The 23,703-nt window shown below is 41.5% G+C and carries 22 protein-coding genes, 1 other RNA gene and 2 other annotated features (1 of these 25 cut by a window edge); of the genes, 22 read left to right on the forward strand and 1 reads right to left on the reverse strand.

Annotated features, from left to right (window positions below; translation table 11 throughout):
• Positions 1 to 86: a binding site (T-box leader), on the forward strand (it extends 155 nt beyond the left edge of the window).
• A 74-nt stretch (positions 87 to 160) separates the two neighbouring features.
• The 4 genes from hisS (at position 161) to AMD01_RS08830 (ending at position 4,464) form a co-directional block, all read left to right on the forward strand.
• Entirely contained in the window at positions 161 to 1,426 is a 1,266-nt protein-coding gene (gene hisS / locus AMD01_RS08820) for a histidine--tRNA ligase (protein WP_053401059.1), read from the forward strand.
• 24 nt (positions 1,427 to 1,450) lie between these two features.
• Positions 1,451 to 3,235, forward strand: a complete 1,785-nt coding sequence (gene aspS, locus AMD01_RS08825) for an aspartate--tRNA ligase (protein ID WP_053401019.1) — start codon at positions 1,451 to 1,453, stop codon at positions 3,233 to 3,235.
• 50 nt (positions 3,236 to 3,285) lie between these two features.
• A non-coding RNA gene (gene ssrS / locus AMD01_RS23475) (6S RNA) lies at positions 3,286 to 3,470 on the forward strand.
• A gap of 232 nt (positions 3,471 to 3,702) precedes the next feature.
• The gene (locus AMD01_RS08830) at positions 3,703 to 4,464 is read left to right on the forward strand and encodes a tRNA threonylcarbamoyladenosine dehydratase (protein ID WP_053401020.1); all 762 of its coding nucleotides are present in this window, start codon (positions 3,703 to 3,705) and stop codon (positions 4,462 to 4,464) included.
• A 34-nt stretch (positions 4,465 to 4,498) separates the two neighbouring features.
• On the opposite strand, the gene AMD01_RS08835 is transcribed toward AMD01_RS08830, so the two are convergent.
• Entirely contained in the window at positions 4,499 to 5,764 is a 1,266-nt protein-coding gene (locus tag AMD01_RS08835) for a replication-associated recombination protein A (protein ID WP_053401021.1), read from the reverse strand.
• A gap of 258 nt (positions 5,765 to 6,022) precedes the next feature.
• Between AMD01_RS08835 and cymR the strand changes: the two genes are divergently transcribed.
• The 18 genes from cymR to greA all read left to right on the forward strand — a co-directional run bounded on the left by cymR (position 6,023) and on the right by greA (position 23,360).
• Positions 6,023 to 6,439 carry a cysteine metabolism transcriptional regulator CymR gene (gene cymR / locus AMD01_RS08840; RefSeq protein WP_053401022.1) on the forward strand — a complete coding sequence of 139 codons (417 nt, stop codon included), beginning with the start codon at positions 6,023 to 6,025 and terminating at the stop codon, positions 6,437 to 6,439.
• Between the two features lie 21 nt (positions 6,440 to 6,460).
• A complete protein-coding gene (locus AMD01_RS08845) occupies positions 6,461 to 7,603 on the forward strand; it encodes a cysteine desulfurase family protein (RefSeq protein WP_053401023.1) in 1,143 nt (380 codons plus the stop codon).
• A gap of 24 nt (positions 7,604 to 7,627) precedes the next feature.
• Positions 7,628 to 8,740, forward strand: a complete 1,113-nt coding sequence (gene mnmA, locus AMD01_RS08850) for a tRNA 2-thiouridine(34) synthase MnmA (RefSeq protein ID WP_053401024.1) — start codon at positions 7,628 to 7,630, stop codon at positions 8,738 to 8,740.
• A gap of 115 nt (positions 8,741 to 8,855) precedes the next feature.
• Positions 8,856 to 9,506 (forward strand): tetratricopeptide repeat protein, encoded by a 651-nt coding sequence (locus AMD01_RS08855; RefSeq protein WP_053401025.1) that lies wholly within the window; start codon positions 8,856 to 8,858, stop codon positions 9,504 to 9,506.
• A 35-nt stretch (positions 9,507 to 9,541) separates the two neighbouring features.
• Entirely contained in the window at positions 9,542 to 11,890 is a 2,349-nt protein-coding gene (gene recD2, locus AMD01_RS08860; RefSeq protein WP_053401026.1) for an SF1B family DNA helicase RecD2, read from the forward strand.
• Between the two features lie 147 nt (positions 11,891 to 12,037).
• Positions 12,038 to 12,229 carry a hypothetical protein gene (locus tag AMD01_RS08865; protein ID WP_053401027.1) on the forward strand — a complete coding sequence of 64 codons (192 nt, stop codon included), beginning with the start codon at positions 12,038 to 12,040 and terminating at the stop codon, positions 12,227 to 12,229.
• Between the two features lie 26 nt (positions 12,230 to 12,255).
• Positions 12,256 to 12,390 (forward strand): YrzQ family protein, encoded by a 135-nt coding sequence (locus tag AMD01_RS23480; RefSeq protein WP_083446484.1) that lies wholly within the window; start codon positions 12,256 to 12,258, stop codon positions 12,388 to 12,390.
• Positions 12,391 to 12,501: 111 nt separating this feature from the next.
• Positions 12,502 to 13,563 (forward strand): AI-2E family transporter, encoded by a 1,062-nt coding sequence (locus AMD01_RS08870; RefSeq protein WP_053401028.1) that lies wholly within the window; start codon positions 12,502 to 12,504, stop codon positions 13,561 to 13,563.
• A gap of 53 nt (positions 13,564 to 13,616) precedes the next feature.
• Positions 13,617 to 13,837, forward strand: a binding site (T-box leader).
• A 57-nt stretch (positions 13,838 to 13,894) separates the two neighbouring features.
• Positions 13,895 to 16,528, forward strand: coding sequence for an alanine--tRNA ligase (gene alaS / locus AMD01_RS08875; RefSeq protein ID WP_053401029.1), 2,634 nt, complete (start codon positions 13,895 to 13,897; stop codon positions 16,526 to 16,528).
• Between the two features lie 83 nt (positions 16,529 to 16,611).
• Complete coding sequence (locus AMD01_RS08880) at positions 16,612 to 16,878, forward strand: IreB family regulatory phosphoprotein (RefSeq protein ID WP_053401030.1); 267 nt, start codon at positions 16,612 to 16,614, stop codon at positions 16,876 to 16,878.
• A gap of 3 nt (positions 16,879 to 16,881) precedes the next feature.
• Positions 16,882 to 17,298, forward strand: a complete 417-nt coding sequence (gene ruvX, locus AMD01_RS08885; protein ID WP_053401031.1) for a Holliday junction resolvase RuvX — start codon at positions 16,882 to 16,884, stop codon at positions 17,296 to 17,298.
• A gap of 18 nt (positions 17,299 to 17,316) precedes the next feature.
• Complete coding sequence (locus tag AMD01_RS08890) at positions 17,317 to 17,610, forward strand: DUF1292 domain-containing protein (RefSeq protein WP_053401032.1); 294 nt, start codon at positions 17,317 to 17,319, stop codon at positions 17,608 to 17,610.
• Positions 17,611 to 17,770: 160 nt separating this feature from the next.
• The gene (gene mltG, locus AMD01_RS08895; RefSeq protein WP_053401060.1) at positions 17,771 to 18,856 is read left to right on the forward strand and encodes an endolytic transglycosylase MltG; all 1,086 of its coding nucleotides are present in this window, start codon (positions 17,771 to 17,773) and stop codon (positions 18,854 to 18,856) included.
• Positions 18,857 to 19,138: 282 nt separating this feature from the next.
• Complete coding sequence (locus AMD01_RS08900) at positions 19,139 to 19,795, forward strand: O-methyltransferase (protein WP_053401033.1); 657 nt, start codon at positions 19,139 to 19,141, stop codon at positions 19,793 to 19,795.
• Positions 19,792 to 20,721 (forward strand): peptidase U32 family protein, encoded by a 930-nt coding sequence (locus AMD01_RS08905; protein ID WP_053401034.1) that lies wholly within the window; start codon positions 19,792 to 19,794, stop codon positions 20,719 to 20,721. Before AMD01_RS08900 ends, AMD01_RS08905 begins: the two co-directional genes overlap by 4 nt.
• A gap of 27 nt (positions 20,722 to 20,748) precedes the next feature.
• Positions 20,749 to 22,011: a peptidase U32 family protein gene (locus AMD01_RS08910; protein WP_053401035.1), complete on the forward strand. Its 1,263-nt coding sequence runs from the start codon at positions 20,749 to 20,751 to the stop codon at positions 22,009 to 22,011.
• A 7-nt stretch (positions 22,012 to 22,018) separates the two neighbouring features.
• A complete protein-coding gene (gene udk / locus AMD01_RS08915) occupies positions 22,019 to 22,657 on the forward strand; it encodes a uridine kinase (RefSeq protein ID WP_053401036.1) in 639 nt (212 codons plus the stop codon).
• Between the two features lie 226 nt (positions 22,658 to 22,883).
• On the forward strand, positions 22,884 to 23,360 hold the full coding sequence (greA, locus tag AMD01_RS08920; protein WP_053401037.1) for a transcription elongation factor GreA: 477 nt from the start codon (positions 22,884 to 22,886) through the stop codon (positions 23,358 to 23,360).
• Positions 23,361 to 23,703: the final 343 nt, after the last annotated feature.

The following is a 23,703-nucleotide window of genomic DNA, read 5'->3' on the forward strand; positions in this document are numbered from 1 at the left end:
TCGTACGTTAACGATTTGAGTGGAAGCTAGACAATAGTAGCTTCAATTAGGGTGGCACCACGAGATTTCAAGCTCTCGTCCCTACTGTTACGATGGTAACAGTAGGGATGAGAGCTTTTTGTATTTTCAAACGATAAGAGCAGGAGGATGAATGCGAATCATGTCTATTCAAATTCCAAGAGGAACCCAAGACATTTTACCTGGTACCGTTGAGTACTGGCAGTATATTGAACAAAAGGCAAGAGAGATTTGTCGAGCATTTAACTACAAAGAAGTTCGTACCCCAATGTTTGAACACACCGAGCTTTTCCAACGCGGAGTTGGAGAGACAACGGACATCGTTCAAAAAGAGATGTACACTTTTACGGACAGAGGCGACCGTAGCTTAACACTTCGTCCAGAAGGAACGGCTGGTGTTGTTCGTTCATTTGTAACACATAAAATGTTCGGAAGTCCGAATCAACCAACGAAGCTTTACTACATTGGACCGATGTTTCGCTATGAGCGTCCACAGGCAGGGCGTTTCCGTCAATTCGTACAGTTCGGTGTAGAAGCTTTAGGAAGCAACGATCCGTCCATTGATGCAGAAGTATTAGCACTAGCGATGCAATTTTATCAGTCACTGGGGCTAAAGAGTCTTCGCCTCGTAGTGAACAGTCTTGGAGATGCAGAAAGCCGTCAAGCACATCGTCAAGCGCTGATCGATCATTTTAAACCAAGAATCGGAGAGTTTTGCTCAGACTGTCAAAACCGTCTAGAGAAAAATCCACTTCGTATTCTTGATTGTAAAAAAGATCGTGATCACGAACTAATGAAAACTGCACCAGCGATTACGGATTACTTAAATGACTATTCAAGAGAGTATTTCGAAAAAGTTCAGCAATACTTAACGGATTTAAACATTGAGTTTGTTGTCGATCCAAACCTTGTTCGTGGGTTAGATTACTATAACCACACGGCTTTTGAAATTATGAGTGAAGCGGAAGGATTCGGAGCGATTACAACGCTTTGCGGTGGTGGACGCTACAACGGTCTTGTTCAGGACTTAGGTGGACCTGAAACACCAGGTATTGGCTTTGGTCTTAGCATTGAGCGTCTGCTTTCGGCATTAGAAGCAGAAGGTGTTGAACTTCCTGTTGATACAGGCGTTGATTGCTACGTTGTGTCATTAGGAGATGCAGCAAAAGATAAAGTTGTCTCGATCGTCAACGACCTCCGTCAAGCAGGGTTTGTAACGGAAAAAGACTACCTAGATAAAAAAATGAAAGCACAGTTTAAAGCGGCTGACCGCCTAGAAGCGAAGTACGTTGTTGTATTAGGGGAAGACGAGCTTGAAAAAGGCGTGGTCAACGTGAAAGATATGCAAAAAGGTGATCAAAATGAAGTTGCTATTACCGAACTTGTTCACTATTTAACGAACTTATAAACAACTTTCAGAGGAGGAAACAAGATGTCAGTGCGAACTTATTATTGCGGTGAAGTACCAGAAAGCTCAATTAGCGAAACGATTACTTTAAAAGGGTGGGTTCAAAAACGTCGTGATTTAGGAGGGTTAATCTTTATTGACCTTCGTGACCGAACAGGGCTTGTTCAAGTCGTAGTAAATCCAGAGGTTTCACCTGAAGCACTAGCAGTAGCTGAAGGCGTTCGTTCAGAATATGTTCTTCAAGTAGAAGGTACAGTCGTATCACGTCAAGAAGGAACGATTAACAAAAATCTTTCTACAGGAACAATCGAAGTTCACGCATCAAGCGTAGTCGTTTTAAACAAAGCTAAAACACCACCTTTTGCTATTACAGATCAAGCTGAAGTATCAGAAGATGTTCGTTTAAAATACCGCTATTTAGATCTTCGTCGTCAAGTGATGTTTGATACGTTTAAAATGCGTCATAACATTACAAAGACGATGCGTTCATTCTTAGATGACAATGGGTTCTTAGACGTTGAAACGCCAATCTTAACGAAAAGCACACCAGAGGGCGCACGTGACTATCTTGTACCAAGCCGCGTACATCCAGGTGAATTTTATGCTCTTCCACAATCACCGCAAATTTTCAAACAGCTGTTAATGGTAGGCGGATTCGAGCGTTACTATCAAATTGCTCGCTGTTTCCGCGATGAGGACTTGCGTGCAGACCGTCAGCCAGAATTCACGCAAATTGACATTGAGATGTCATTCCTAACGCAAGAGGAAATTGTGGAATTAACAGAAGCGATGATGTCGAAAGTAATGAAGGAAGTAAAAGGCGTTGATGTAACGACTCCATTCCCTCGTATGACATACGATGATGCAATGGGACGCTACGGATCGGATAAACCAGATACACGCTTTGCGATGGAGCTTGTTGATCTTTCAGGGCTTGTTGGAAACTGTGGATTCAAAGTATTTAGCGCAGCAGTTGAAAACGGTGGACAGGTGAAAGCGATCAACGTAAAAGGTGCCGCTGCTAACTATTCTCGCAAAGACATTGATGCTTTAACAGAGTTCGTTTCACGCTACGGTGCAAAAGGTCTTGCATGGTTAAAAGTAGAAGAAGATGGTTTAAAAGGACCGATCGCTAAATTCTTTGGTGAAGAAGAACAGCAAGCCTTCATCACAACGCTTGAAGCAACAGCTGGAGATTTGTTATTATTTGTAGCAGATAAAAAATCAGTAGTTGCTGATGCACTTGGTGCACTTCGCAACAAACTTGGGAAGGATCTTGGTTTAATCGACGAATCAAAATTCAACTTCCTATGGGTAACAGATTGGCCACTTCTTGAATACGCAGAAGAAGAAGGTCGCTATTACGCAGCGCATCATCCGTTCACAATGCCTGTTCGTGAAGATCTAGAACGTCTAGAAACAGATCCAGGAAGCGTTCGTGCAGAGGCATACGACTTAGTATTGAATGGATATGAGCTTGGCGGAGGATCTCTTCGTATTTACGAGCGCGACGTTCAAGAAAAAATGTTCAAAACGCTTGGCTTTACACCAGAGCAAGCACAGGAGCAGTTTGGTTTCTTGCTTGAGGCATTCGAATACGGTACGCCACCACATGGAGGTATTGCATTGGGTCTTGACCGTTTGGTTATGCTATTATCAGGACGTACAAACCTACGTGATACAATTGCATTCCCGAAAACAGCTAGCGCAAGCTGTCTGCTAACGAATGCACCAGGTGAAGTAAGTGAGGCTCAGCTAGAAGAATTAAGCCTTGCTGTTACGAAGCAAAAAGTAGAACAAAATTCATAAGTATATCGCTTGAAAATTCAGATATCTTATGATAGGATAATGACTAATAAAAGGTCCTGATGTGTTCGTCTTATTACCTGTTGTTTTGACCGAACATTTCCATAAACGGGAGCTCGGAGTTGCAACCTTGCGCACATGCCTTTTTTAAGGACTTGCAATAGGTCGTACAGAGCACCCACCTGCTGAGAGCGGGTTCAAAACATGGGGCGGTTCGGACGGCATAATTGGGACCATCACTAATACACATATAACCTCTGCGTCTAACGACGTGGAGGTTTTATTTTGTTTGCAAAGGGAAGTTTTGAGTATGCATGCAAATAGACAATGGTACTTTTCCTGTGAAAATACAAAACGAAATTGCAAAAATCCCTTAAATCCACTAGAATTACTAATGTTACGAAAAAGTAGAATCGTTCATCTAATGAAATTTACAATAGAGAACCAAACAAAGATGGAGTGTGAACCAAATGTTACATCAATTTTCTCGCAATGAGTTAGCGGTCGGAAAAGAAGGAATTAATACATTAAAAAATAGTACAGTAGCGGTTCTTGGAATCGGCGGTGTCGGATCGTTTGCGGCTGAAGCTCTTGCACGTTCTGGCGTAGGTCGTCTTGTATTAGTCGACAAAGACGATGTCGATATCACAAACGTTAATCGTCAAATCCACGCGTTGCTTTCAACAGTAGGTCAGCCGAAAGCCGATCTAATGAAACAGCGCATTGCCGATATTAACCCGGACTGTGAAGTCATTTCACTAAAAATGTTTTATACAGAAGAAACGTACGAAGAGTTCTTCAGCTATGGACTTGATTATGTCATCGATGCGTCTGATACGATCTCGTATAAAATTCACTTAATGAAAGAATGCTTAAAGCGTAAAATCCCAATGATCTCAAGTATGGGAGCAGCAAATAAGATGGACCCAACGCGCTTCCGTGTAGCTGATATTTCCAAAACACACACGGATCCAATGGCAAAAGTAATTCGTGTTCGTCTTCGTAAAGAAGGCATTCATAAAGGAATTAACGTCGTATTCTCAGATGAGAGTCCAATTGTTATTCGTGAAGATATCCGTAAAACGGTTGGAAATGACGAAGCAGAAATTCGTAAAGCGAAAATGCCACCATCATCCAATGCGTTTGTTCCGTCTGTAGCAGGACTTATTGCTGCTGGGCACGTGATCAATGATTTACTAAAAGACGTTGAAATCAAACGAGTAGGTCAATAAGAAAAAGGAGAAGACGCAACGTCTTCTCCTTTTCTCACTTTTTCTGCAGGTTGCGATAAATTTGCGAGAGGGCCTGCTCAAATTTACCCGTTTGCTTTGGATCGTAGTAGCGCTTATTTTTAATTCGATCTGGCAGGTACTGCTGTTTTACCCAGCCGCTTTCATAGTCATGAGGATAGAGGTATTCAACGCCTCTACCTAATGAGCTCGCGCCTTTGTAGTGAGAATCCTTTAAGTGAGTCGGCACTTCACCACTTTTTCCGCTTCGAATGTCTGCAAGAGCCTCATCAAGCGCTTTGTAAGCCGAATTCGATTTTGGTGACAAGCATAGTTCAATGACCGCATTTGCAAGAGGAATTCGAGCTTCAGGAAAACCTAATCGCTCCGCTGTTTCCACCGCCGCAAGTACACGCTGAGGTGCCTGAGGGCTTGCAAGTCCAATATCTTCGTACGCAATCACAAGTAACCTTCTGCTAATGCTCACTAGGTCTCCTGCTTCAATTAGCCGTGCCAGGTAGTGAAGAGCCGCGTTGACGTCACTGCCACGGATGGACTTTTGAAAAGCCGAAAGAACGTCATAATGCGCATCACCGTTTTTGTCGTGCGAGAAGTATTTTTTCTGCAGACATTCTTCCGCGATCGGTAAAGTAATACGAATGCTTCCGTCCTTACTTGGGTCTGTCGATAAAATAGCAAGCTCGAGCGCTCCGAGCGCCGCCCGAACGTCACCGTTACAAGCAGTCGCAAAATGTTCGAGTGCATCATCGTCAACTGTGACGTGCTGTTTGCCGTATCCCGTCTCTTCGTCTTCAATGGCACGTACAATCGCTACCTTAACCTCTTCTGGTAACAAGGATTTGAGTTCGAAGATTTGGCACCGACTTCGAATCGCAGGATTGATGGCGTGATACGGATTACTCGTTGTCGCACCAATCAAGATGATTTTTCCATTTTCGAGGTATGGAAGTAAAAAGTCTTGTTTTGCTTTATCTAGACGGTGTACCTCATCTAGAAGTAGAATCACTTTTCCAGACATTTTTGCTTCTTCTGCGACAATTTCCATGTCTTTTTTATTGTTTACAACGGCATTCAATTGCCGAAAGGCTGTGTTTGTGCTTTTGGCAATAGCGGTTGCCATCGTTGTTTTACCTGTTCCGGGAGGGCCGTATAAAATCATGGAGCTAATATGGTTTGCTTTGACCATGCGTCGAATGATTTTCCCTTCCCCCACTAGGTGCTGTTGGCCAATCACATCGTCTAAATGTGTAGGACGCATCCGAAACGCCAGGGGCTGTTTCATAACGTACCATCTCCTTTTGTTATCGTATCTTTAATTGTACTATGACAATGCTAGATTCCAAAACGCTTTACCCTCTATCATAGCAAATTCGCCTTATAGTGCTTCATAATATGCTATAATATCTTAGGTCTAGTTTTTTTAGAAATGACCACAATAAAGAATAAAACGAAAAATTGATGCGATCTTCATGTAATAAAATAAAGTAGATAAAATTTGATATAGATGAACTGAATTTATATAGAAGGGGTGCTAGTAGAAATGAAAATTTCAACAAAAGGACGTTACGGATTAACAATTATGATCGAGTTAGCGAAGAAATACGGGGAAGGTCCGATCTCCCTTAAAACGATTGCACAAACGCATAATCTGTCTGAACATTATTTAGAGCAGTTAATTTCTCCGCTGCGAAATGCACGTCTTGTGAAAAGTATTCGCGGTGCATACGGAGGCTATATTTTAGCGGACGAGCCTGTTCGAATTACAGCAGGCGATGTCATTTCAGTTTTAGAGGGACCTATTAGCCCTGTAGAAGTATTAGAAGATGAAGAACCAGCAAAACGTGAACTATGGATTCGAATTCGCGATGCTGTAAAAGAAGTATTAGATAGCACAACATTAGAAGACTTAGCGAACCATACAGATGGTAACGAAGATTCATATATGTTTTATATTTAATGTGTTGAAGGAGTGTTTGATTTGGAACGGATTTACATGGATCACGCAGCTACGTCGCCCGTTCATCCAGCCGTCATTGATAAAATGACAACGGTTATGAGCGAAACGTTTGGCAACCCGTCAAGTATTCATTACTATGGGAGAGAAAGCCGCCGTTATTTAGATGAAGCGCGTGAAGTAATCGCAGCAAGCATCGGTGCGAACGTAACGGATATCGTGTTCACGAGTGGCGGGACAGAAGCGGATAACATGGCGCTAACTGGTGTCGCCCTTGCAAACCGTCACCGTGGCAACCATATTATTACGACTGAAATTGAGCATCATGCCGTGCTTCATACGTGCGAAATGCTTGAAAAACAGGGATTTGAGATTACGTATTTACCTGTTGATGAAACGGGTCGAGTAGCGGTCAAGGACGTAGAAGATGCGCTTCGTGAGGAAACGCTTATCGTCTCAATTATGTACGGTAATAATGAAGTAGGAACGATTCAGCCTATTAAGGAGATTGGTGATGTGCTCCGTGATCATGGTGCTTATTTCCATACGGATGCAGTGCAAGCTTATGGACTTGCAGAGCTAAATGTGCAAGAATTAGGCGTTGATCTTCTTTCGGTTTCGTCACATAAAATCAATGGTCCAAAGGGCATTGGTTTCTTATACATGGCGCCAAACGTAACCATCTCACCTCTTTTATTCGGAGGCGAGCAGGAGCGTAAGCGCAGAGCAGGAACAGAGAACGTAGTGAACATTGTTGGATTTGCAGAAGCGGTTAAGCTTGCAAAAGAAACGATGGCGGAGAAAAGAAACGCTTATCAAGAGTTAAAGCAAGTCATGATTGACGTTCTAATAAATGAGGACGTGCGCTTTGAGATCAATGGAAGCCTTGAGCATTCATTGCCTCACGTACTGAACTTATATTTCCCTGGAACAAACGTGGAGTCACTGCTTGTGAATCTTGATATCGCAGGGATCTCCGTTTCAAGCGGTTCTGCTTGTACAGCAGGTTCTATTGATCCATCACATGTTCTTGTATCAATGTTCGGCAAGGAATCAGATCGCTTGGCCTCATCCGTGCGTTTTAGCTTCGGATTAGGAAATCAGAAAGAGCAGATTGAACGTGCTGCTTTTGAAACGGCTAAAATCGTAAAACGATTAACAACATGATAGATTTAGTGGAGGTGACATGAGTTGACAAAAGCACCAAAAGATACGCGCGTAGTTGTTGGGATGAGTGGAGGAGTAGACTCTTCTGTAGCTGCTCTTTTACTAAAACAACAAGGCTATGACGTAATCGGAATTTTTATGAAAAACTGGGATGATACCGATGAAAATGGCGTATGTACAGCGACAGAAGATTATGAAGACGTAATTCGCGTATGTAACCAAATTGGCATTCCTTATTATGCAGTCAACTTTGAAAAACAATACTGGGATAAAGTGTTTACTTATTTCCTAGATGAATATAAAGCAGGACGTACGCCAAATCCGGACGTTATGTGTAACAAAGAAATCAAGTTCAAAGCATTCCTAGAGCATGCGATGACGCTTGGTGCAGACTACCTAGCAACAGGTCATTACGCACAGGTTGAATACCGTGACGGCGAATACAAAATGCTTCGTGGCCTTGATGAAAACAAAGACCAAACGTATTTCTTAAATCAGCTTGGTCAAGATCAACTATCAAAAGTAATGTTCCCGATTGGGAATATTGACAAGCCGAAAGTACGTGAAATCGCCAAAGAAGCAGGTCTTGCGACGGCAACGAAAAAAGATAGCACGGGCATTTGTTTTATCGGTGAACGCAACTTCAAAGAGTTCTTAAGTCAATACTTACCTGCACAACCTGGTGTGATGCAAACACTTGATGGTGAAGTAAAAGGTCATCACGAAGGATTAATGTATCACACAATTGGTCAACGCCACGGTCTTGGAATTGGTGGAAGCGGAGATCCTTGGTTTGCGGTTGGAAAAGACCTTGAGAAGAATATTTTATATGTTGCGCAAGGTTTTGATAATGAGCTTCTTTATTCAGAGTCTCTTATTGCGACGAATGTTAGCTGGGTAAGTGATAAAGAGTGGGATGAGCCAATGCGTTGCACAGCGAAATTCCGCTACCGTCAGCCAGATAATAAGGTAACCGTTGAGAAGTTACCAGACGGAAATGTCCGCGTCGTTTTTGACGAGCCAATTCGTGCGATTACTCCTGGACAAGCCGTTGTTTTTTATAATGGTGACGAGTGTCTAGGTGGAGGCACCATTGATGACGTATATAAAAACGGAGAGCAAATCTGGTACGTGTAAGTACGTTCGAATGTGACTCTCTTTAAGGGTGATTTGTGAGCAGATATTGCTTGACGAATCACCTTCTTTTGTATGCTATACTTTAAGATAACGATAAATAGTTGGAGGAAAGAAAATGACAGATCATAATCAATTAGGCATTCAATATATGCAAGAAGGAAAATACGAAGAAGCGGCTAAAGCATTTACAGAAGCAATTGAACAAAATCCAGAGGATGGAATTACGTACGTGAACTTTGGCAACTTATTAGGGGCGGTTGGAGACTCTGATCGTGCTATGAAGTTTTTTGAACGTGCATTAGAAATTGATGACACAATGGCAACAGCTTATTATGGCATTGGAACGATTTATTTTAACGCTGAGCAGTTCGAAAAAGCACAAAAACAATTTGAGACAGCGATTCAAAAAGGATTAAATACATCAGATGTGTACTTTATGCTTGGCTTAAGCTTGCTGTATACGGAGCAGGATCGTTTAGCGCTTCCTTACCTGCAGCGTGCAGTGGAGCTAAACGGTGAAGATGTAGAAGCGCGCTTTCAATATGGACTTTGTCTTGCACAGCAGGGTGTGATTGAGGAAGCGAAAGCACAGTTTGAGAAAGTGGTTGAGCAGGACCCAGAGCATGCGGATGGGTACTACAATTTAGGCATAGCCTACGTGTATGAAGAAAATCGTGAAAAAGCGTTAGAAATGATGGACAAAGCATTAGCTATTCAACCTGATCATGCGATGGCATTTGAAGCCAAACAGCTCATTAATCAATAACCATTTCGTTTTCTGAGTCAGAAAGGAGGGAGAACATGTCTGATGAACAAACGACTGCGGTCGAGGAACGCTTCATTAAGGGAACGGCCATTGTCACGATTTTTCATAATGAAGAAAACTTGTACAACGTTGCTCGCATTCGAGTAAAAGAAACGAATTTAACGTTAGAGGATAAGGAAGCGGTCGTGACAGGGTATTTCCCTCGCCTTCATGAGGACGAATATTATACGTTTTATGGGCATTTCAAAGAACATCCAAAATTCGGCCTGCAGTTTAACGTAGAGCGGTTTAAGAAAGAGCTTCCGCAGTCAAAGCAAGGCGTCATTCAGTATTTATCGAGCGATTTGTTTCATGGAATCGGTAAAAAGACCGCTGAGAGCATTGTTGATACGCTTGGTGAACGAGCGATTTATAAAATCATAAAAGACCCAAACGTTTTAAAGAAAGTACCGAAGCTATCCGGTGAAAAGGCAATTACGCTAGTCGAACAGCTTCGTGAGCATCAAGGATTAGAAGAAGTCATGATTAAGCTGACGGACTATGGTTTTGGCCCTCAGCTGTCGATGAAGATTTTCCAAGCGTACAAAAACGAGGCACTAGACGTTATTAGACGCAATCCGTATCAGCTTGTAGAAGACGTTCAGGGAATTGGTTTTAATCGTGCGGATGAGCTTGGCCGTAAGCTCGGAATGGAAGGAAATCATCCAGATCGAATTCGAGCGGGGATTTTATACGTGCTCGAACAGGAGTGCAATCAAATTGGTCACGTGTACTTAACATTCCAGCAGCTACAGCAGCAAACCATCGAACTTCTACAAAAAAATCATCAAGATGGGATTACCTTTGATGATGTGATGGACGAGATGGAGCGGTTGAAAGATGACAAAAAGCTCGTGCTAGCGGATGACAAGGCATATATTCCACCTCTTTACTACGCTGAAAAAGGCGTTGCGACGGCCATTAAGCGAGTTCTTGAGCAAACCGAATATACCGATCAATTTCCCGAATCGGAATTTTTGCTGGCTCTCGGGGAGTTGGAAGAGCGTTTGAGCGTTCAATATGCGCCTTCACAGCGTGAGGCCATTCAAACCGCCCTTATGTCTCCGATGATGCTGTTAACAGGAGGTCCTGGTACGGGGAAAACGACCGTTATTAAAGGAATCGTTGAGCTCTATGCAGAACTGCACGGCTGCTCGCTAGATCCGGGTGAATACAAAAAGGATGAAACGTTCCCAGTTCTCCTCGTCGCTCCAACAGGACGAGCCGCAAAACGAATGAGCGAGTCCACTGGTTTACCGGCGGTCACCATTCATCGTCTTTTAAAATGGAACGGACAAGAGGGATTTGAGCACAACGAGGATCAGCCGATTGAAGGAAAGCTGTTGATCGTCGATGAAATGTCGATGGTGGACACGTGGCTTGCTCACCAGCTGATGAAGTCTCTACCTGTACATATTCAAGTCATCTTCGTAGGAGATGAAGATCAGCTTCCATCTGTTGGACCAGGACAAGTTCTTCGCGACCTATTGCAAGCGAATGTCATTCCAACGGTTAGGCTAACGGATATTTATCGCCAAGAACACGGATCTTCCATTATTGATTTGGCCCACGCCATCAAAAAAGGCGAGCTTCCTCCTGATATTAGACAGCCACAGCCAGACCGTTCGTTTATTAAATGCACGACGGCGCAAATTAGCGAGGTCGTGCAAAAGGTTTCTGCCAATGCGTTTAAAAAGGGCTATCAGGTGAAGGATATTCAAGTGCTTGCACCGATGTATCGAGGACCTGCGGGCATTGATCAAATGAACGTTATTCTGCAAGAGCTGTTTAATCCGCCTTCTCAGCAGCGCAGAGAAGTGAAGCATGGAGACGTCGTGTACCGAGTCGGTGACAAAGTTCTGCAGCTTGTCAATCAGCCTGAGAGTCATGTATTTAACGGCGATATGGGAGAGATCGTCTCCGTTTTTTATGCGAAGGAGAACACGGAGAAGCAGGATATGCTGGTCATTTCATTTGATGGCAATGAGGTCACTTATACAAAGCAGGATTTTAATCAAATTACTCACGCGTACTGCTGCTCCATTCATAAATCGCAGGGAAGCGAATTTTCTATCGTGATTTTGCCGGTTGTAAAAAGTTATTATCGTATGCTGCGTCGTAATTTAATTTATACGGCCGTGACACGAAGTAAAAACTTTTTAATTTTGTGCGGTGAAGAAGACGCGCTGAACCTCGGAATTAAGCGGAACGATGATGGTATGAGGCAAACAACCCTGCTTTCTTTACTGCAAAGTGAGGATGTTCCTCATGATCCGAATGAGGTCCCATTTATGGCGGATGCAAATATTGGCATGGAAAACGTTACGCCGTATGATTTTATGTAAAATATCAAAACATAACGATAGCCCATCAAAAGGTGTGGCTATCGTTTTTCTTTTTTGGTTCGGTATGATCATCTTTGGCGTATATTTTTAACAAAAAATGGGCACACTGCTCTACTACTAATAGTCGAGAAAATTGAGGTGTCCATTGTGTTAAGATGTCCAAACTGTAATAGCATTGATGTTGGGAAAATTGGTGTAAATCAATATTACTGCTGGGGATGTTTCATTGAACTAACCATTTCAAAAGGAAAAGCAAATTTACATCAAGTTGAGGAAGACGGATCGTTGAGCTCACTTGATGATTTATTTTCAGACGATGAGAGAACGATTAATTTGTAACGTTACTCTTTAGAGGGGGATGCATCATGAACCGTTTTTTAACGTCAGCCGTCGTATTTGGTCTTGGAGCTTATGCATATAAAGCTGCAGATGACCGTCAAATGTTTTCAAGACGAAACATGAAAAAAATGCGCAAACGCGTAATGAAATCATTTTCGTAAAACAGATCAAAGAGAACCCATCGAGGTTCTCTTTTTTGTTGGTTCTTTTTTGAACGGAGCGTATATTCTCTCGTAAATCATTCAGACTAACAATAGCAGGAGGGATGCAACGTGAGAGAAGTACCCGTAAAGTGGTTTTACAGAATAGGAGTGATTTTATTACTACTCCTTTGTATATTTGTCTTCTTTAAAATTAAGTTTTTATGGCTACCGATTTTGTTTATGATTTTTAAGGCCCTTGTTCCGTTTTTAATTGCAGGGTTTATTACATATCTTCTTCACCCGCTTATTGAAAAGCTTCATCAACAATCACTTCCAAGACCGCTCGCCATTTTAATTATTTATTTGTTGTTTTTTGGTGGGGTAGGATATGCGATTTATAAAGGAATTCCGGTTTTTATCATTCAGCTACGTGATTTGAATGAGCAGCTTCCACAGGTGACCAATACGTACCGTGATTGGATCTCATCCGTTCATCATCATACTGAATCCTTACCAAACGGTGTACATGAACGAATTGAACAAGCTCTTGATGACATGGAAGCTTCTCTTGGGAGTTGGATGGAGCGAATCATGAACGGAGTAAAAGGATTGATCGGTGCTTTTTTAGTGATCATCATTATTCCGTTCATTGTCTTCTATATGTTAAAAGACTTCGGTCTTATTCGAAAAGCAGTGGCCTTTTTGACTCCTAAAAAGTGGCATGAACCTGGGAAACGTTTTTTGCACGATGTGAATGAGTCGCTAGGAGATTACATCCGTGGGCAATTTTTTGTTTGTGTGATTATTGGTGCTGTTGCCACGATTGGTTTATGGATTTTTCATATTCCGTATCCTTTGCTGCTGGGCATCATTATTGGTCTCACCAACGTGATTCCTTATTTCGGCCCAATTATTGGAGCTATACCAGCTGCGGTCATTGCCGCGACTATTTCTGTGAAGCTTGTAATTATCGTGCTCGTTCTCATTTTCTTTCTTCAGTTTTTGGAAGGAAATATTTTGTCTCCACTCATTGTTGGAAAAAGCTTGCACATTCATCCTCTTTTCATTATGTTTGCTCTCCTGCTCGGAGGAGAACTTGGAGGAATTATTGGATTGATTCTTGCCGTACCTATTCTTGCCGTAGTGAAAATTTCACTCATTCATTTGCGTACGTATAGCTTCAAGCATTGACAAATAAAGTGCAATTTGTCATAATATCGCCATAAACATTGTCATACATAACGACAAAAGCAATGAAGGATCAAGTATGCTACAGCCCATTTATTCCGTTAGGATCAGAGAGAAGCTCTCAAGGCTGAGAGGAGCTTTAAATGAAGGGTAGCAGAAAGCTAATCTGGAGTGTAGATAAACTCTGCCGTGAAAGCTACGTTAGTGCTTCTGAGGTGATGAGCTAATTGTAGCTCATAATCAGGGTGGTACCGCGAGTATAACTCTCGTCCCTGCTTTTAGGGATGGGAGTTTTTTTATGTCATCAAACAACCATTTTAAGGAGGATATGAAGATGAAAAAGTTAACATCTGCACAAGTACGTCAAATGTATTTAGATTTTTTCAAAGAAAAAGGTCATAGCGTAGAACCAAGTGCTCCTCTTGTTCCTCATGAGGACCCATCTTTACTTTGGATTAACAGCGGTGTAGCAACACTTAAAAAATATTTTGATGGTCGCGTAATTCCAGCAAATCCACGTATTTGTAACGCGCAAAAATCAATTCGTACAAACGATATTGAAAACGTAGGGAAAACGGCACGCCATCATACGTTTTTTGAAATGCTTGGAAACTTCTCCATCGGCGATTATTTCAAAGAAGAAGCAATCGAGTGGGCATGGGAGTTCTTAACAAGCGACAAGTGGGTTGGCTTTGATGCTGACAAGCTTTCCGTTACAATTCACCCAGAAGACACGGAAGCGTATGATCACTGGAAAAACAAAATTGGCGTTCCAGAAGAACGTATTATTCGTTTAGAAGGAAACTTCTGGGATATCGGTGAAGGCCCAAGTGGTCCAAATACGGAGATTTTCTATGACCGTGGTGAAGCGTACGGGAATGATGAAAGTGATCCTGAACTATACCCAGGTGGCGAGAACGAACGTTATTTAGAAGTATGGAACCTTGTGTTTTCACAATTTAACCACAATCCAGACGGAACGTATACGCCGCTTCCAAAGAAAAACATTGATACAGGAATGGGTCTAGAGCGTATGGTATCAGTTATTCAAGACGTACCAACAAACTTTGATACAGATCTATTTATGCCAATTATTGAAGCAACAGAAGCTATTTCTGGTCGTAAATACCGTCAAAACAAAGAAGACGATGTGGCATTTAAAGTCATTGCTGACCATATTCGTACAGTAACATTTGCAGTTGGAGACGGAGCGCTTCCATCAAATGAAGGTCGCGGCTACGTATTACGTCGTTTGCTTCGTCGTGCGGTTCGTTATGCGAAGTCAATCAATATTAATCGTCCGTTCATGTACGAGCTTGTGCCGGTAGTTGCTGAAATTATGGTGGACTTCTATCCAGGCGTGAAGGAAAAAGTAGAGTTCATTCAACGCGTCGTGAAAAACGAAGAAGAACGTTTCCATGAGACGTTAAATGACGGCCTTGCTATTTTAGCAACAGTTATGAAGCAGGAAAAAGAAAAAGGTAGCGACATAATTGCTGGTACAGATGTGTTCCGCCTTTATGATACGTACGGTTTCCCTGTTGAACTAACGGAAGAGTACGCTGAAGATGAGAACATGAAAGTCGATCACGAAGGATTTGAACGTGAAATGGAAGCACAGCGTGAACGTGCTCGTGCAGCCCGTCAAGATGTTGATTCGATGCAAGTTCAAGACGGTATTCTTGGAGAAATTAAAGCAGAAAGCACATTTGTTGGGTACAGCAACTTAACGATTGAAACATCTCCACAAGTTATTCTTGTGAACGGTCAGCTTGCTGAAGTAGCTGAGGCAGGACAAGATGCACAGCTTATTCTAAAAGAGACGCCTTTCTACGCAGAGAGCGGTGGACAAATTGCCGATACAGGAACATTAACAAACGCAACGTCTAAAATCATCGTAAAAGATGTTCAAAAAGCACCGAACGGTCAAAACCTTCATACGGTACATGTCGTAGAAGGAACGTTAGCAAACGGTGAAACATACACAGCAACAGTGGATGAAGAAAACCGTGGTCACGTCATTAAAAACCATACGGCAACTCACTTACTGCACCAAGCACTAAAAGACACGCTTGGCGGTCATGTAAACCAAGCTGGATCATTAGTAACAAGTGAGCGCCTACGCTTTGACTTCTCACACTTCGGTCAAGTAACGGCAGAAGAATTAGAGAAAATCGAGCAAATCGTAAATGAAAAAATCTGGAAGAGTATTCCGGTTGTCATCGAAAGCATGGGCATTAACGAAGCAAAAGAAAAAGGTGCAATGGCATTATTCGGCGAGAAGTATGGCAACGTTGTACGTGTCGTGCAAGTAGGCGACTATAGCCTTGAACTTTGCGGTGGGTGTCACGTACCGAACACATCTGTTATTGGCTTATTTAAAATTGTTTCTGAATCTGGAATTGGAGCAGGAACACGTCGTATTGAAGCTGTAACAGGTCAACATGCTTATCAACTAATGAATAACCAAGTAAACACGCTAAAAGAAGCGGCTAGTAAACTAAAAGCAAATCCACGTGATATTTTAACGCGTATCGACGGTTTATTAGACGAAATGAAAGAAATTCAGCGTGAAAACGAATCTTTATCTACAAAACTGGGTAATATTGAAGCAGGTAGTCTTGTGGATCAAGTACAAGAAATTAACGGTGTAAAAGTATTAGCGAAGAAAGTGAATGCATCAGACATGAACGGCTTACGCGGTATGGTAGATGACCTTAAACAAAAGTTAGGATCTGCTGTAATCGTACTTGCATCGGCACAAGGTGAGAAAGTGAACATCGTTGCGGGTGTAACGAAAGATTTAATTGACTCCGGTTATCATGCTGGGAAGATTGTAAAAGAAGTGGCAACACGTTGTGGCGGAGGCGGCGGTGGTCGTCCTGATATGGCACAAGCGGGTGGTAAAGACGCTTCGAAAATCGAGAGTGCATTAAGCTTTGTAGAAGAATGGGTAAAATCCGTTTGATTACGACAAACATTAGTGTACAATAGAAACAAGAACTAACATTTTGTGAGTACATCCACAAGGAATGAGAGTGAGGTGTCAGTATGAGCTCTTTTGATCAAACCATGAAATTCAATTTTCATGATGACTCTTCAGAAACGAATGTTCATGAAGTATTGTTTACGGTTCATGATGCGCTAGAAGAGAAAGGCTATAATTCCATAAACCAGATTGTGGGATACTTATTGTCTGGTGATCCAGCTTATATTCCCCGCCATAAGGATGCACGTAACATCATTCGTAAGTTAGAGCGAGACGAGCTAATTGAAGAATTAGTGAAATCGTACTTAAAACAGCATCGAGAGGGTTAGTAAATGCGCGTACTTGGATTAGATGTAGGCACGAAGACAATCGGAGTGGCAGTGAGCGATGAAATGGGATGGACGGCTCAAGGAATTGAAACGATTAAAGTCCCTAATGAAAAGGTTCACGTAAGTATTCCAAGACTCCAGGAGCTAATTCAAGAGTATAGTGTTGAAGCGTTAGTAGTCGGGTTGCCGAAAAACATGAACGGAACGATCGGTCCACGTGGGGAAGCCTGTATTGAATTTGCAGACCTTCTAAAAGAAGAGTTGCAGATGGAGGTTACTATGTGGGACGAGCGTTTATCAACAGTAGCAGCGGAGCGAGTCCTATTGTCTGCAGATGTCAGCAGAAAAAAACGAAAAAAAGTAATTGATAAAATGGCAGCAGTCATGATATTACAAGGCTATTTAGATAGCAAACAATAAATTGAGGTGTATACAATAATGGAACATGGTGAAAAACAAATTACAGTAGTAGACGAAAATGGCAACGAGCAATTATGTGAGGTTCTTTTCACATTTGCATCTGACGAATTCAAAAAATCATATGTACTTTATTACCCAGTAAGTGCAAGTGAAGATGACGAAGAAGAAATCGAAATTCATGCTTCAGCTTTCAATGAAGGCCCAGAAGGTCAAGAAGGCGAATTACAGCCAATCGAATCTGAAGAAGAATGGGATCTAATTGAAGAAATGCTAGGAGCTTTCTTAGACGAAGAAGAAGAAAACGAACAGTAAAATCTTCATTCCAAAAGTGCCGTTGAAGCGATTCATGCTTCAGCGGCACTTTTTTCTATGTGTGATAATACTAAGTTTATCCATAATGTAGTATAATAAGTACCGCAGGAAAGGAGGATGTATCGTGTCAGATGAGCAAAAGCCCAATTCAATGCCTGCAATGTGGAACGGACAGCCGCCAAACAAGCGCAAAAGGCGCATGTGGATCATTTTATCCAGTATAGTAGGGGTCATTGTCCTTGTACTAGCAGGTCTTTTTCTCTATATACATTCCGCTTTGCAACCCGTAAATGAGCAAAGTAAAAAGTCCGTTGAAGTAACGATTCCACCTGGTTCTAGCGTTTCTGCTATTAGTCAGGAATTAGAAAAGCAAGGGGTCATTAAAAACGGAACCATTTTTCGTTATTACGTAAAATTTAACGACAAAGGCAATTTTCAGGCAGGTACATATTCTTTTTCAAAAGCAATGGACATTGATCAAATGATCAACATGATGACAAAAGGTGACGTATCGAAAAATGCGAAAATTAAACTTGCCATTCCAGAAGGAACACAGCTTACACAAATTGCTGCTATTATCGCTAAGCATACGCAGTATAAAGAAACAGATGTGCTTGCGCTCGCAAATAGTTCGTCGTTCATTAACGGATTAATGAAAAAATATCCAAAGTTAGTTACAAAAGAAGTGCTGAACAAAGATGTAAAATATCCACTTGAAGGATATTTTTATCCAGCTACGTATCAATTTTATGATGAAAAGGTTTCGCTTCACGACATTTTGGATAAAATGATCAACAGAACAGACAACACGCTTCAAAAATATCAAGATGATATGAAGAAGAAGAATTATTCTGCTCACAAAGTGTTAACAATGTCTTCTTTGGTTGAAGAGGAAGCAACGAATAAAACAGAGCGTGAGAAAATCGCTAGCGTCTTTTACAATCGTCTTCACGATAAAATGCCGCTTCAAACAGATCCGACCGTGTTGTATGCACTAGGAGAGCATAAAAAACGTGTGTTGTACAAGCATTTAGAAGTAGATTCTCCTTACAATACCTATAAGGTAAAAGGATTGCCTCCTGGGCCAATCTCAAATGCAGGAGAAATGTCGATTAAAGCAGCTCTTCATCCGGCTACAACAAAGTATTTATACTTTTTGGCAACACCAAGTGGCGATGTAATCTTTTCAACAACGCTTCAAGAGCATAATAAACAAAAAGCGATTCACATTACGAATAAAAAATAACAAACAATTCAAAAGGGGGATGCGAAAGTTTCGCAATCCCTCTTTATTTATGTTAAAATATATCGGGTTTACGCATTAAGAGAAAACCTATATAATAAACGAGTTGTGCTCTATTTTTGTACAGGCTTTTTTTTGCGTAAAAATAGCGTTTTGATCAAAAATAGAGAACCTAATGTACGTAAAAAATGAGCCGAAATAAGCTCATTTTTAATAGAGAGAATGAAAAGTAGGATGAAGAAACAAGTGTAATAAAAAGCCTACGTTAGATCGGAGGAAAAAGAGTTGCTTTCAAAAGAGGTAACCGATTATGTGGAGTCATTAGTTCCCAAGCGAAACGAATTGTTAAGTGAAATGGAAGAGTATGCACAAGAACATGGTGTTCCAATTATGGAGCTGATTGGCATTGAGGCGCTGCTTCAGTTGCTTCGTCTTCATCAACCAAAGAGAATTCTTGAAATTGGAACGGCCATTGGCTACTCTGCTCTTCGAATGGCTTTTGCCCTACCAAACGCGCATATCGTAACGGTTGAACGTGATGAGGAACGTTATGAAAAAGCCGTCGAATACATTGAAAAAGCGGGCTGTCAGTCACGTATTCACCTGTTATTTGGAGATGCTTTTGGGTTTGAAAAGGAAATGGAAGAGCATGGACCATACGACATGATTTTTATTGATGCTGCGAAAGGTCAATATCAACGTTTCTTTGAGGCGTATGAGCCGTTTTTAAGTGATCGAGGGATGATTATTTCAGACAATGTTCTTTTTAAGGGCTATGTTGCGGAAGATCATGAATTGATTGAGAAGAAGCGTATTCGCAGTTTGACGAAAAAGATTCAAGCTTATAATCAATGGTTAATGGCTCATGAGGGATATGAAACGGTCATTCTCCCGATCGGCGATGGCATTGCTATTAGTCTTAAAAGAGGTGAAGAAAAATGAAAAAGCCGGAATTGTTAGTAACGCCTACTAGCGTTAATGATATTGCGCTTCTCGCAGATGCAGGAGCAACCGCATTTTTAATTGGTGAACAGCGCTACGGTCTTCGTTTAGCAGGTGAATTCAAACGCGAAGATATCGTAGAGGCAGTGAACATCGCTCATAGCAAAGATACGAAAGTGCATGTGGCAATGAACGGGATTTTCCACAATGACAAAGTAGACGAGCTAGGCAATTATCTTTTGTTTTTAAAAGACGCAGGGGTAGACGCGGTTGTATTTGGTGACCCAGCAGTGCTAATGGCAGCTCGTGAAGTCACACCAGAGCTTACGCTTCATTGGAGCACCGAAACAACGGGAACGAATTACTACACGTGTAACTATTGGGGACGAAAAGGTGCAAAGCGCGCCGTGCTCGCTCGTGAGCTGAGCATGGATTCTGTCGTCGAAATTGCTGAAAAAGCAGACGTTGAAGTTGAAGTACAGGTGCATGGTATGACATGTATGTTCCAATCAAAACGTTCGTTGTTAGGTAACTATTTCGAGTATCAAGGAAACGTGCTTGAGATTGAAAATCGCAAACAAGAAAAAAACATGTTCCTATTAGACAAGGAACGTAATAATAAATACCCGATTTTTGAAGATGCAAACGGAACACACATCATGAGTCCAAATGATGTGGCGATTATTGATGAGCTGTCTGAGATGATTGACGCCGGAGTTGATTCTTTTAAAATTGACGGTGTGTTAAAAACAACGGATTACTTAGCCGAAGTCACAAAACGTTATCGTAAAGCGATTGATTTATGTGTTGCTGATCGCGATGAATATGAGGATGTAAAAGATGCTCTTTTAGAAGAATTAGAAGAGTTACAGCCGATGAATCGCCCTCTTGATACGGGATTCTTCTTTAAAGAAACAGTTTATTAAAATGGACGTTGATAAGGAGGTAAAAGAATGGCAGTACAAATTGATGCTGTAGTAGATGGGAAACGCGTGATTACGAAAAAGCCTGAGCTATTAGCACCAGCGGGAAATCTTGAAAAGTTGAAAGTTGCTGTTCACTACGGAGCGGATGCTGTCTTCATCGGAGGACGTGAATATGGTCTACGCTCAAATGCCGATAATTTCTCTCAGGAGGAAATGGCTGAAGGTGTACAATTTGCGAACAAATACGGAGCGAGAATTTACGTAACAACGAACATCTTTGCTCATAACGAAAATATTGACGGTCTAGAAGAGTATCTAGAAGGTCTTCAAGAAGCTGGTGTGGCAGGTATTATCGTAGCGGACCCGCTCATTATTGAAACGGCTCGCCGCGTTGCACCGAAGCTTGAAGTGCATTTAAGCACGCAGCAATCTCTTTCGAATTGGAAAGCCGTGCAGTTCTGGAAAGAAGAAGGTCTAGAGCGTGTCGTACTTGCACGTGAAACAGGGGCGGAAGAAATTCGCCTAATGAAAGAAAAAGTGGACATTGAAATTGAAACGTTCATTCACGGCGCAATGTGTATTGCCTACTCAGGTCGCTGTGTTTTAAGTAATCATATGACGGCTCGTGACTCAAACCGAGGTGGTTGCTGTCAATCATGTCGTTGGGATTATGACCTCTTCAAAGTGGAAGACGGGAAAAACGAAGTAGCGCTTTTTGATGACGAAGATGCTGCATTTGCGATGAGCCCGAAAGACTTAAATCTCATTCAGTCTATACCACAAATGATCGAGCTTGGAATTGACAGCCTTAAAGTTGAAGGGCGTATGAAATCCATTCATTACATCGCAACGGTTGTAAGCGTGTATCGTAAAGTAATTGACGCTTATTGTGCGGACCCAGACAATTTTGTTATTCAGAAGGAATGGCTGGATGAGCTTGATAAATGTGCAAACCGTGACACTGCTCCTGCCTTCTTTGAAGGTGTACCAGGCGTACAAGAGCAAATGTTTGGAAATCATAGTAAAAAAACAACGTATGATTTCACTGGTTTAGTTCTAGACTACAATGAAGATACACAAATAATTACACTTCAACAGCGTAATTATTTCAAACAAGGAGACAAAGTAGAGTTTTTCGGTCCAGAAATCGAAAACTTTACGCAAGTAGTTGATAAAATCTGGGATGAAGGTGGAAACGAATTAGATGCAGCGCGTCATCCGTTACAAATTGTTCGCTTCAAGGTAGATCAACCGCTTTTCCCTTATAACATGATGCGAAAGGGGCTATAAAAGACAGATGGGGAATAAAAAGCCTGTTGTAATCGGAATTGCTGGTGGTTCTGGTTCTGGAAAAACGACTGTAACAAAAGCCATTTATGAATATTTTAAAGGTCACTCAATTTTGCTTTTAGAGCAAGATTACTATTATAAGGATCAAAGTCATTTGCCGTTTGAAGAACGTCTACAAACGAACTATGATCATCCGCTTGCGTTTGATAATGATCTCTTAATCGAGCACCTTCAAAGCCTTGTGGAGTATGAATCCATTAACAAGCCTGTGTACGATTACACGTTACACACGCGTTCACAAGATGTGATTCCACAAGAAGCGAAGGACGTTATCATACTAGAAGGTATTTTAGTATTAGAAGATGAGCGTCTTCGTGATTTAATGGATATTAAATTGTACGTTGATACAGATGCAGATCTTCGCATTATTCGCCGTATGCTTCGTGACATTAAAGAGCGCGGACGTACGTTGGAATCTGTTGTGGATCAATACGTGACCGTTGTACGCCCAATGCACAACCAGTTCATTGAACCAACAAAACGCTATGCGGATATCATTATTCCAGAAGGTGGACAAAACCACGTAGCAATCGACCTGATGGTGACGAAAATACAAACAATTCTTGAACAAAACGCCATTTTGTAATAACATAGCATAGAATACATCAATAGATTGGAAAAAATTCCATTTTACAGAGAATTTTTGTCATATTCTTTTTGGTAATCACACAAATTATAAAGAATACATGAAATGCACAGCTTCCCGCGAAGCTGGCATTTCTCTATACGCTTGTTTTTGATTTGTGTACATATACAGAAAGCCTCTCCTGTAGAGGATAGATGACGAAACTTTTAGAAGGAGTGAAGGGTCGATGGCAACAGAAAAAGTATTTCCAATGACTAAAGAAGGTAAAGAAAAGTTAGAACAAGAACTTGAATACTTAAAATCCGTAAAACGTAAAGAAGTGGTTGAGCGCATTAAAACAGCTCGTGGCTTCGGAGACTTATCAGAGAACTCTGAGTATGATGCAGCGAAGGACGAGCAGGCATTTGTAGAAGCTCGTATCGCAACGCTTGAAAATATGATTCGTAACGCTAAAATTATTGAAGAGGATGCAGCGAACTCGTCTGTAGTATCCCTTGGAAAATCCGTTACGTTCGTAGAGCTTCCAGATGGTGATGAAGAAACATACACAATTGTTGGTAGTGCAGAAGCAGATCCGTTTGAAGGAAAGATTTCAAATGACTCTCCAATTGCGAAAAGCTTAATGGGCAAACAAATCGGCGATGAAGTAGTGGTTCAAACACCAGGCGGAGAAATGAGTGTAAAAATCGTTACGATTAAATAAGAGATGAAAAGGTGGTCCTAAGGGGCCACTGAAAAACTTTGAATTTTTTAGATGATCAGTAGAACGTAAGACAAAAAAGCTGGATCCATTCTTTGGAATGGATCCAGCTTTTTCTTCATTCTTCTTCCCTTGTTTTCCTTCATTAGCTTTCACATTCCTTTTAGGTTGACGGTGAAAATGCCCCTTGCATTTCCATGACAACGAGACCTGCGGATGTGGCTACGTCATATCATACCCGTGTCTATGCTTTCATTCGCTATTCTTCGCGTCAATTTTAGACCGTTCCTTGGATTTCTCCTTAAAGTATGCTTCTCTTTGAAAAGGTGCTTGTTTCGTATGTTCC

The sequence above is a fragment of the Priestia koreensis genome (assembly GCF_001274935.1).
GTDB classification, from domain to species: domain Bacteria; phylum Bacillota; class Bacilli; order Bacillales; family Bacillaceae_H; genus Bacillus_AG; species Bacillus_AG koreensis.

Excerpts from the sequence above, each read along its gene's own strand:
- AMD01_RS08910 (WP_053401035.1), top strand. The coding sequence starts at position 20,749 with ATGGCAGTACAAATTGATGCTGTAGTAGATGGGAAACGCGTGATTACG.
- alaS (WP_053401029.1), top strand. The coding sequence starts at position 13,895 with ATGAAAAAGTTAACATCTGCACAAGTACGTCAAATGTATTTAGATTTT.
- recD2 (WP_053401026.1), top strand. The coding sequence starts at position 9,542 with ATGTCTGATGAACAAACGACTGCGGTCGAGGAACGCTTCATTAAGGGA.
- AMD01_RS08880 (WP_053401030.1), top strand. The coding sequence starts at position 16,612 with ATGAGCTCTTTTGATCAAACCATGAAATTCAATTTTCATGATGACTCT.
- ruvX (WP_053401031.1), top strand. The coding sequence starts at position 16,882 with ATGCGCGTACTTGGATTAGATGTAGGCACGAAGACAATCGGAGTGGCA.
- AMD01_RS08855 (WP_053401025.1), top strand. The coding sequence starts at position 8,856 with ATGACAGATCATAATCAATTAGGCATTCAATATATGCAAGAAGGAAAA.
- AMD01_RS08835 (WP_053401021.1), bottom strand. The coding sequence starts at position 5,764 with ATGAAACAGCCCCTGGCGTTTCGGATGCGTCCTACACATTTAGACGAT.
- AMD01_RS08830 (WP_053401020.1), top strand. The coding sequence starts at position 3,703 with ATGTTACATCAATTTTCTCGCAATGAGTTAGCGGTCGGAAAAGAAGGA.
- AMD01_RS23480 (WP_083446484.1), top strand. The coding sequence starts at position 12,256 with ATGAACCGTTTTTTAACGTCAGCCGTCGTATTTGGTCTTGGAGCTTAT.
- AMD01_RS08890 (WP_053401032.1), top strand. The coding sequence starts at position 17,317 with ATGGAACATGGTGAAAAACAAATTACAGTAGTAGACGAAAATGGCAAC.
- cymR (WP_053401022.1), top strand. The coding sequence starts at position 6,023 with ATGAAAATTTCAACAAAAGGACGTTACGGATTAACAATTATGATCGAG.
- hisS (WP_053401059.1), top strand. The coding sequence starts at position 161 with ATGTCTATTCAAATTCCAAGAGGAACCCAAGACATTTTACCTGGTACC.
- greA (WP_053401037.1), top strand. The coding sequence starts at position 22,884 with ATGGCAACAGAAAAAGTATTTCCAATGACTAAAGAAGGTAAAGAAAAG.
- aspS (WP_053401019.1), top strand. The coding sequence starts at position 1,451 with ATGTCAGTGCGAACTTATTATTGCGGTGAAGTACCAGAAAGCTCAATT.
- udk (WP_053401036.1), top strand. The coding sequence starts at position 22,019 with ATGGGGAATAAAAAGCCTGTTGTAATCGGAATTGCTGGTGGTTCTGGT.
- AMD01_RS08905 (WP_053401034.1), top strand. The coding sequence starts at position 19,792 with ATGAAAAAGCCGGAATTGTTAGTAACGCCTACTAGCGTTAATGATATT.
- mltG (WP_053401060.1), top strand. The coding sequence starts at position 17,771 with ATGTGGAACGGACAGCCGCCAAACAAGCGCAAAAGGCGCATGTGGATC.